Origin of the sequence: Streptomyces sp. NPDC047981 (assembly GCF_040653315.1) — a bacterium.
Classification (GTDB): Bacteria; Actinomycetota; Actinomycetes; order Streptomycetales; family Streptomycetaceae; genus Streptomyces.
Map to the genome: position 1 here is coordinate 23,177 of NZ_JBEZNQ010000087.1, position 6,774 is coordinate 29,950.

Below are 6,774 nucleotides of genomic sequence, written 5' to 3' on the forward strand. Positions count from 1 at the left end.
ATCCGCCTGCCTCCCGAGACGGTGAACAACTGCTGTCGCAGCTCGCTACCCCCAGACTGTGAAGCTCGGGGCCAGAGCCAGCCGCGACCCCGGCGACCGACTGGCCTTCCATCTTCGCCGCGCTTACGGACTTCATCCGCGAGCTGAGCGTCTCTGGCACCCGACTGCCTGGACGCCGCGCTTGCCCGTGGCCGGGTCGGCGGGGGCGGCGGCGGGGCGAACTCGTCTCCTGGTGGAGGCAGGCTCACTCTGGACGATCGCTCTCCGGCAAGGCCCGAGGCTTGCTTCGCAGTTCCCGCAGCACCTGCGCCATGATGCTGGGAATCTGCTCCGCCCTGGCGATGAAGGACCCCCGGGCGCGGACTTCCTCATTCGCCTCCTGGGCTGCCGCTTCCTCGGCCTCCCGCCGCGCGTGCGCTTCCTCGAGTTCCCTCCGCTCCCGGGCTTCCTCGGCTTCCCTCCGCAGCTTCCTGAGTACCGCTTCCTCTGCTTCCCTCCGCGCCTGCAATCGCTCGCGATTCATCCGCGCCTGCGCTCGCTTGGCTTCTCTTCGCGCCTCCCGCTCCTGCGCAGCCTGTTCTGCCCTCTCGCTCGCTTCCCGGGCCGCCTGCGCATCCGCCGCTTCCCGGGCACGTCGCCCTTCCTCCTCCGCCACCCTGCTGGACGCGGCCTCGAAGGACTCATCCCCGTGCCGGGTGATCCTCGGGTACGCCTCCTTGAACGCCTCGGCTTCCCGCCGGGAGACAGCCCAGTACGAGCTGAGAAAGGCAGTCCTCTCCTCCTCTGCGGCACCCAGCGCACTCACCAGCGCATCCAGCCCCCAGGGCTGCTTGGGAAACCTGCTGCCGTCGAGCCACCCGCCGAGCGAGATGTCCGTGTACGGGCTCTCACCCGCGAGGCGGCCGGCGTTGGCCTTCGCCGTCATTCGCCCGATGGACCAGTCCCTGACGCCGGCGCGGACCCGCAGCATGTCGAGCACCCGCCCCAGATCGGCCGGCGACATCGCCGCGGTACAGGCCCGGACAATGACGCTCGGTCCTGCGGCCGGTGTGATATCCGCGCTGGTCACGGGGTTGTTCATGTTGTCCGCGCTGTCGTCGCGAACAATCGCGTCGTCCCCGGGACGGTCGCTCTGGCGCGCGATGACGTGCCCCGTGATCACCCTCGGGGCACCGGAGTCCTCGGCGACGGGCTCGGCGACGCCGAGGTGCGAGCGCAGTTCGTCCAGCTCCTCGTCCTGCTCGGCAAGCTGGTCCCGCACAGCCTTCAGAACCTCGCCGATGCGCTCCAGTGGTGGCAGGTCCAGCCCGATCCCCGCCGGCTGCGGCAGCAGACTCCCGGCCCCCGGCGGAGCGCCTGTGGTCCGGCGGGCTTCGGCCTGCGCCCGCATCACCTTCGCCTCGGCCGCGAGCCGCAGCTCGAAGGCCTGCTCGGAGGCCTTCCGTGCGTGCTGCAACTGGCCTTCGGCCTGGGCCCGGTACGCCTCCGACTGCTCCAGCGCGACCTGAAGCTCCCGCGCTTCACGCGCCTCCACGCGGGCGTGGTCACGCTCGTCGGTCAGCTGGGCGCACTGCGTCTGCAGGACGGAGACCATCTCCTGCAGCTGCGAGCAGCGCTTCTCGGAGTCGGCGAGCTTGCGCATCGCCTCGATCTGCTGCAGCCGGGCGTCGTCGAGGCGTAAGAGGACATCGGCGACACCGGCCGGCATCGAAGGCCGGTCGGGCAGACCTGTCTGCTCCCGGCGTGCCGGCCGCCCGGTCGGCCGCCGCCGGACCGCTTTCTGAGCGGCGTCCAGGAGACGGCGCCCTTCGGCCCGCTGACGCTCGCGCAACTCCGTGTCGGCCACGAGCTTGTCGACGACGTCGTCCAGCAACTGTTCGGGGATGAGCTTGGCGCCGTTGCGGTACTCGCTCCACACCGACTTCGAGTACGGGAACGTCTCCGCCAGCACCCGCACCTGGACCCCAGCAGTGATCTTGCGGATCCAGACCGCGAGCGCGTTCGCCTCCTCAGTACGGCCCCGGAGCTCGCTCATCGGCCGCCCTGCCTGCGCCATCCCGCCCCCCGTAACGCGCATCGCCCTCCGGACAACGTGGCCGTTGTCCGCGATCAACCACCAGCCGCCTGGGCCTTCATTGATCGCCCCATGCGGACATTCTCACCCCCCGTCAGCTTGGTCTCCAGCCCGATCACCGAACTCAGGAGGCCCGCATGCCCGCCCCGAACCCTTCCCGCCGCACCTGGGCGGCCGCGTTCACCGCCGTCCTCGTCCTCGCCCTCAACCAGGGCTGGCCCGCCGCCGACGTCATCAAACTCGCCACCGCCGTCCTCGTCCTCATCGCCCTCGTCGCCGGCGCCGGCTCCAAGAACGAGTAGCCGCACATGCGAAACCGGGGACCGCACACATCCCGCTCCCGGTTGTCCTGGAGGCCCCCAGCGGCGGATACGGGCGCGCAAGGTCGCTGAGGCAGGCGGCCGGTCCCCGACCGTCACGGCCGACGTCAGCCGTTCGGGGCTTCGAACGTGTTCACTGCAGTCCGGAAGGCTCCCTGACCGGGCTGGGCAGGATTGATCAGCACCACGAAGTCCGGCAGGGCTCCCGGAACGGGTCGCCCGGCCTCGTCCTGGCTGCCGGCTTCAGCCTGCCAGTCGATCAAGTGGACGACCACTGCATGGTGGCCCTCAGGGACGGGGTACTCAATTGCGCCATCCGGGTCGTCCCTGCTGACGTCTTCGATGCCACCCACGAGCGCGCGACCGCGGGAGACGAACAGGTAGGGCTGGGAAGCGACCAGCTGATGAGCTGTCTCCCGCTCGGTCAGCCGGGCCGGCGCGGCCGCAGTGCCCGAACGGAGCAGAACACCGAACGCGCCGTCTCCGCCGACGTTCAGCGGAACAAGAGCGCCCGCCTGGATATGCCGGACGATGTCCTCGTCCTCCAGGAGCTCGTCCTCCCAGGTGTCGTAGTCGACGACGGCCTCGAACCGCTGCGGATCCCACAGCACGAGCATTCCGCCGTCCGTGGCCACCGTCACCGGAGCCTCATCAAAGGGCTGCTGAGCAGTCACTCGCTCCTCCGGTCATCTCGCTCGCTGCATTCGAATCAGCTGATTCTCCCAGCACAGGACGACGACAGATCTGGCGGAGCCAAGTCACCCCAACATCCGGGGCCACTTCAAGCCGCCACCACTACCCGATCCGGCGCAAGCCGGGGCCGCTTCGGACCGCCCGACAGGGGCCGGCGCAACCGTCAAGGCCACCGGGTTCCGCGAGATCGCCGCAGCCGTCGAACCCGTGATCATCCTGACCGGGCCTCTCAAAGGGCCTGGGCGTACACCTTCTCGGTGGGGTCTGCCAAGGGCGCGTCGTCCGCGAGGACGTCGACGAAGACCCGCAGCGGCCGCAGCGCCTCGTCGGTGCCGTCAACCGCACGCAGCACGGTGGAGGCGTCCGCGAACGGGCCAGCGAGCCGTCCACCCCTCACGCACGCGATCGCCTCGTGCGCGGCGGTCATCACCGTCTCCGACCGTGCCGTACGGGCCAGCCCCTCCACCACATCCAGCTCGTGCAGGGAGGGGGTCCAGCGGCCGACGCTGTAATCGTCCATCAGGGCCTCGCAGCGGCCCGCCAGCACCCGCCATGCCACGTCCACGCCCAGCAGGTCGGCCGACCTGCGCCCGGGGCGCCCTGTACGGCACGGCTCGCACAACGTCGCCGCGCGGGCCGGCAGACCGAGGCCACCGCGCCGGCCGGGCACGCCGCGGCCTCCGTACGGCACGAGCACTGACCACGACGGCCCAGCGGGGTCCGTCGCCGCCGCGCACAGACGGCACATGGGTGGGGCGGACACGCAGGGGCCAGGGGCTCCGGGGAGCGGGGAAGACGTCACACGCCACCAACGATGTGGGGCGGCCCGGCGGTACTGCCCCCAGAGGTTCGGGCGCCGGGCCTGACCCGCACACTCCATACCGGCACTGGCTGCCGTGACGATAGCGGGGAGCGGACAACCTGATCGAGGGAGCCCGGCGCGGGTCCGGCAGTCAGAGGGTGATGGGGCGGCGCCGGGGGTGTCATAGCGCCGCCACGATCGCGAGGGTGCCCGCGAGGGCGGCGGCGAACGCACCCATGACCATGAGCGGGGTCGCCGTGCGGGGGTGCCGGTAGGCGAGGTAGCCGAGTGCGGCCAGGACGAGCAGGCAGACGGCCATGGTGAGCAGTACGACCAGGAGCGTGAGCGTGGACATGAGTCCCCCTGTTGAGTGGGTGTGCCGGTCAGGCACACGGAGTTGGGCGGAGCGGTACGCCCTCCGGTGTCACGGCCGTTGGGAGGGTCTTCGAGGACGCCGGGGCGTTGGTCCGGACTGTGACGGGGGCGGGGGTTAGCCGGTCAAGCCCGATCACGATGGGCAGACGAAAGGCCCCATTCAAGGATTTGGCCTGGGTCTTTGCGGACGCAGGTGGCCTTGAATGGGGCCGCGATCGGCTGTAGGGGGCGATTCCCTCGTATCTGTTATGTGGGGGTGGGCGGCAGATGTGACGTCAGCTGTGCCACATCCGCGTGACCGGTCCTGAGCGGCGGCGGTAACACGTCCGGGTCGTCCGGCCGTCAGGGTGCCTCGGGGCGGGGGTCGGGGGGCGATCCCGCTGGTGTGCCGGGGAGGCGGGTCTGCTTGGCGAGGACGCGGCCGGCTTTCCTCAGTCGTTCGAGGTCGGCGGCGGCGCGGTCCGGGTCGGCGGGGGCTCCTTCAGCGCGCGTTTCACGGCGGCTGTGCGTCCTCGCTTGTCAGCTGAGCCCTGCGATCTCGTCAGCCGCTTCCTCAATAGCGGCCTCGTAGTCGTCATCGTCAAGGATCGGCAAGCCCAGAGTGACGCGGTGCCGGAGCTCGGTCAGGTGGCTGAGTACCTCTTCGTCGGACAGGGTCATGTCGAACCCGGCCACGTCGTTCTTGGCGTCGTGCTTCATCGCGTGCCTCCCTCGCGGAAGTCGTAGCCGAGTGACTCCTCAATGGCCTTTCGGGCCGCGCTGAGCCTGCTTTTCACCGTGCCAGGAGGGATGCACAGCAGCTCTGCGATCTCGTTGACGGGGTAGCCGTCGACGTAGTGCAAGACGAGGCACTCGCGCTTGTCTCGCGTCAGGTTCCCGATCGCGGTGTACAAAGCGATCTTGTCCACCGTTGTCGACGCCAGGTCGAAGGCGTCGCATGGCGTGCGTGTATCCGAGGTGGTCAAAGGGCGCTCGGGTCGGGATGCCAGCTTCTGGTACGCCTTGTTCAGGATGCGCCGGCCCGTGTAGGCCACCCAGCCGACGGGGTTGGGGTGTTCACTGACTTCCGGCCACTTGCGGTACGCGATCTCGAACGCGTGGCTGGCTGCCTCCTGCGAAAGCTCCCAGTCGTTCTGCCGGGCGTTGAGGATGCGGCAGATCTGGAGAAAGTGGGACTTGAAGAAGTCCTCAAAGTCCCTGGCCGGCGGGCGGGGGAGGTGGACCGCAGCCCCGACACCCTTCAGGAGCGCGTTGACGCGCTCCTCCAAGGGCCAGTTGGCGTACTCGGTGAGGATGTGACCGTCGCAGCGGTCCCCGAAGAGCACCACCAGGTTGTCTGGACGGTGGAAGCGCGCGGGCCACAGGAGCCCTTGGGCCCAGGGGTTGTGCTGGCGAAGCACCGAGGACCAGGCCCGTGCGCGAACGAAGTCTTCGGAGAGGACGAGTTCGGAGGAGGCCCCGACGGCGTGGAGTGCCTCTGCCGTCGTCAGGTCGATGAGCAGGACCGGAGCAGTGGTCCGGACTTGCGTCAGGCGCCGGTTCACGACCGCCGCTAGTGGGACTAGCCGCGGTCCGCTCTCGGAATGGAACGGCATTGCCTTCAGCACGGTGTGCGCGACGGCCGCCTCAGGCGTCTGGGCGGCGTAGAGGTGGGGGTACGGATCTGTCGGCGTGCCGTCGAAGCGTCCGCCTCCGAAGTGGTCTGCTAGGCGGGGGTTGAACATCGTCGATGAGATGCGCTTGTGGTGGACCCTGTACAGCCCGATGCCTTCCGGCAGCTCGACAGGCCGAGCCGTCAACGGCCGGGCCGGCGGGGGAGAGATGGGCAGCGACACGGTCACTCCCCACCTGCGGTGAGAACGTTGCGACGAGCAGGGAGCAATTCCGCGGGCGTCGACACAGCGCCATCGTGGCGAACGGTCTCACCGACGATGCGGTCCATCCGCTCCTGCTGCACGGGGACCGTGATCTCCAGGACGCTTCCGTCGGCCCGCTGGTCGTAGATCCTCCCACCTTGCTGAATCGCCAGCGGCGCCGAGAGCAGGGTCGTGCGCCGCTCCCGCTCGAACGCTGCCGCGTTCTTGCCCTCGGCCCAGATCCGGACCGTGTGCCACATGCCGCCTTCCCTTCCTGTTCGGGTACCGCCTGCGAGCGAAAGCGCCGCTCGGATCATCTGAACCACCATGCCCGCTCCCTCAGCCTGTCGTGTATGCCTTCACCCCGGTAAGGCCTTGACCCGGCTGACTGGTTCACACGAATTTCAGGGAGTCCGGGCAGAGCCCAGCGAACCCGGGGTGGCACTGAGATCCGTCGCGGGAACAAGACATCGAGAAGCGTCCCGAAAGCGGGCGGCACCCGGTTTGGGCGCCGCATGTCGGCGGTCGGGTGCGGCCCCGTGTCGGCGTACTCGTCGAAGTGGCTCTGGCAAGAATTCCGTAGGCGGAGATCATCTCGGTGACACGGTCAGCCGCTCCGCGTAGCGGCGGCGGAGGTGGGCGATCAGAACGACG

8 protein-coding genes are annotated in these 6,774 nt (G+C 69.3%); 1 reads left to right on the forward strand and 7 read right to left on the reverse strand.

Annotated elements, in window-relative coordinates:
• Nucleotides 1–244 precede the first annotated feature (244 nt).
• Complete coding sequence (locus AB0E14_RS33600) at nt 245–2,035, reverse strand: hypothetical protein (protein ID WP_362427089.1); 1,791 nt, start codon at nt 2,033–2,035, stop codon at nt 245–247.
• Nucleotides 2,036–2,211: 176 nt separating this feature from the next.
• On the opposite strand from AB0E14_RS33600, the gene AB0E14_RS33605 reads away from it, so the two are divergent.
• The gene (locus AB0E14_RS33605; RefSeq protein ID WP_362427092.1) at nt 2,212–2,376 is read left to right on the forward strand and encodes a hypothetical protein; all 165 of its coding nucleotides are present in this window, start codon (nt 2,212–2,214) and stop codon (nt 2,374–2,376) included.
• Nucleotides 2,377–2,501: 125 nt separating this feature from the next.
• On the opposite strand, the gene AB0E14_RS33610 is transcribed toward AB0E14_RS33605, so the two are convergent.
• From AB0E14_RS33610 to AB0E14_RS33635, 6 genes are all read right to left on the reverse strand, one after another.
• Nucleotides 2,502–3,068: a hypothetical protein gene (locus tag AB0E14_RS33610; RefSeq protein WP_362427095.1), complete on the reverse strand. Its 567-nt coding sequence runs from the start codon at nt 3,066–3,068 to the stop codon at nt 2,502–2,504.
• A 248-nt stretch (nt 3,069–3,316) separates the two neighbouring features.
• Complete coding sequence (locus AB0E14_RS33615; protein ID WP_362427098.1) at nt 3,317–3,757, reverse strand: hypothetical protein; 441 nt, start codon at nt 3,755–3,757, stop codon at nt 3,317–3,319.
• 313 nt (nt 3,758–4,070) lie between these two features.
• A complete protein-coding gene (locus AB0E14_RS33620; protein ID WP_362427101.1) occupies nt 4,071–4,244 on the reverse strand; it encodes a hypothetical protein in 174 nt (57 codons plus the stop codon).
• 539 nt (nt 4,245–4,783) lie between these two features.
• Nucleotides 4,784–4,963, reverse strand: a complete 180-nt coding sequence (locus AB0E14_RS33625) for a hypothetical protein (protein WP_362427104.1) — start codon at nt 4,961–4,963, stop codon at nt 4,784–4,786.
• Complete coding sequence (locus AB0E14_RS33630; protein WP_362427107.1) at nt 4,960–6,099, reverse strand: sigma-70 family RNA polymerase sigma factor; 1,140 nt, start codon at nt 6,097–6,099, stop codon at nt 4,960–4,962. Before AB0E14_RS33630 ends, AB0E14_RS33625 begins: the two co-directional genes overlap by 4 nt.
• Nucleotides 6,100–6,101: 2 nt before the next feature.
• Entirely contained in the window at nt 6,102–6,449 is a 348-nt protein-coding gene (locus AB0E14_RS33635; RefSeq protein WP_362427110.1) for a hypothetical protein, read from the reverse strand.
• Nucleotides 6,450–6,774 lie beyond the last annotated feature (325 nt).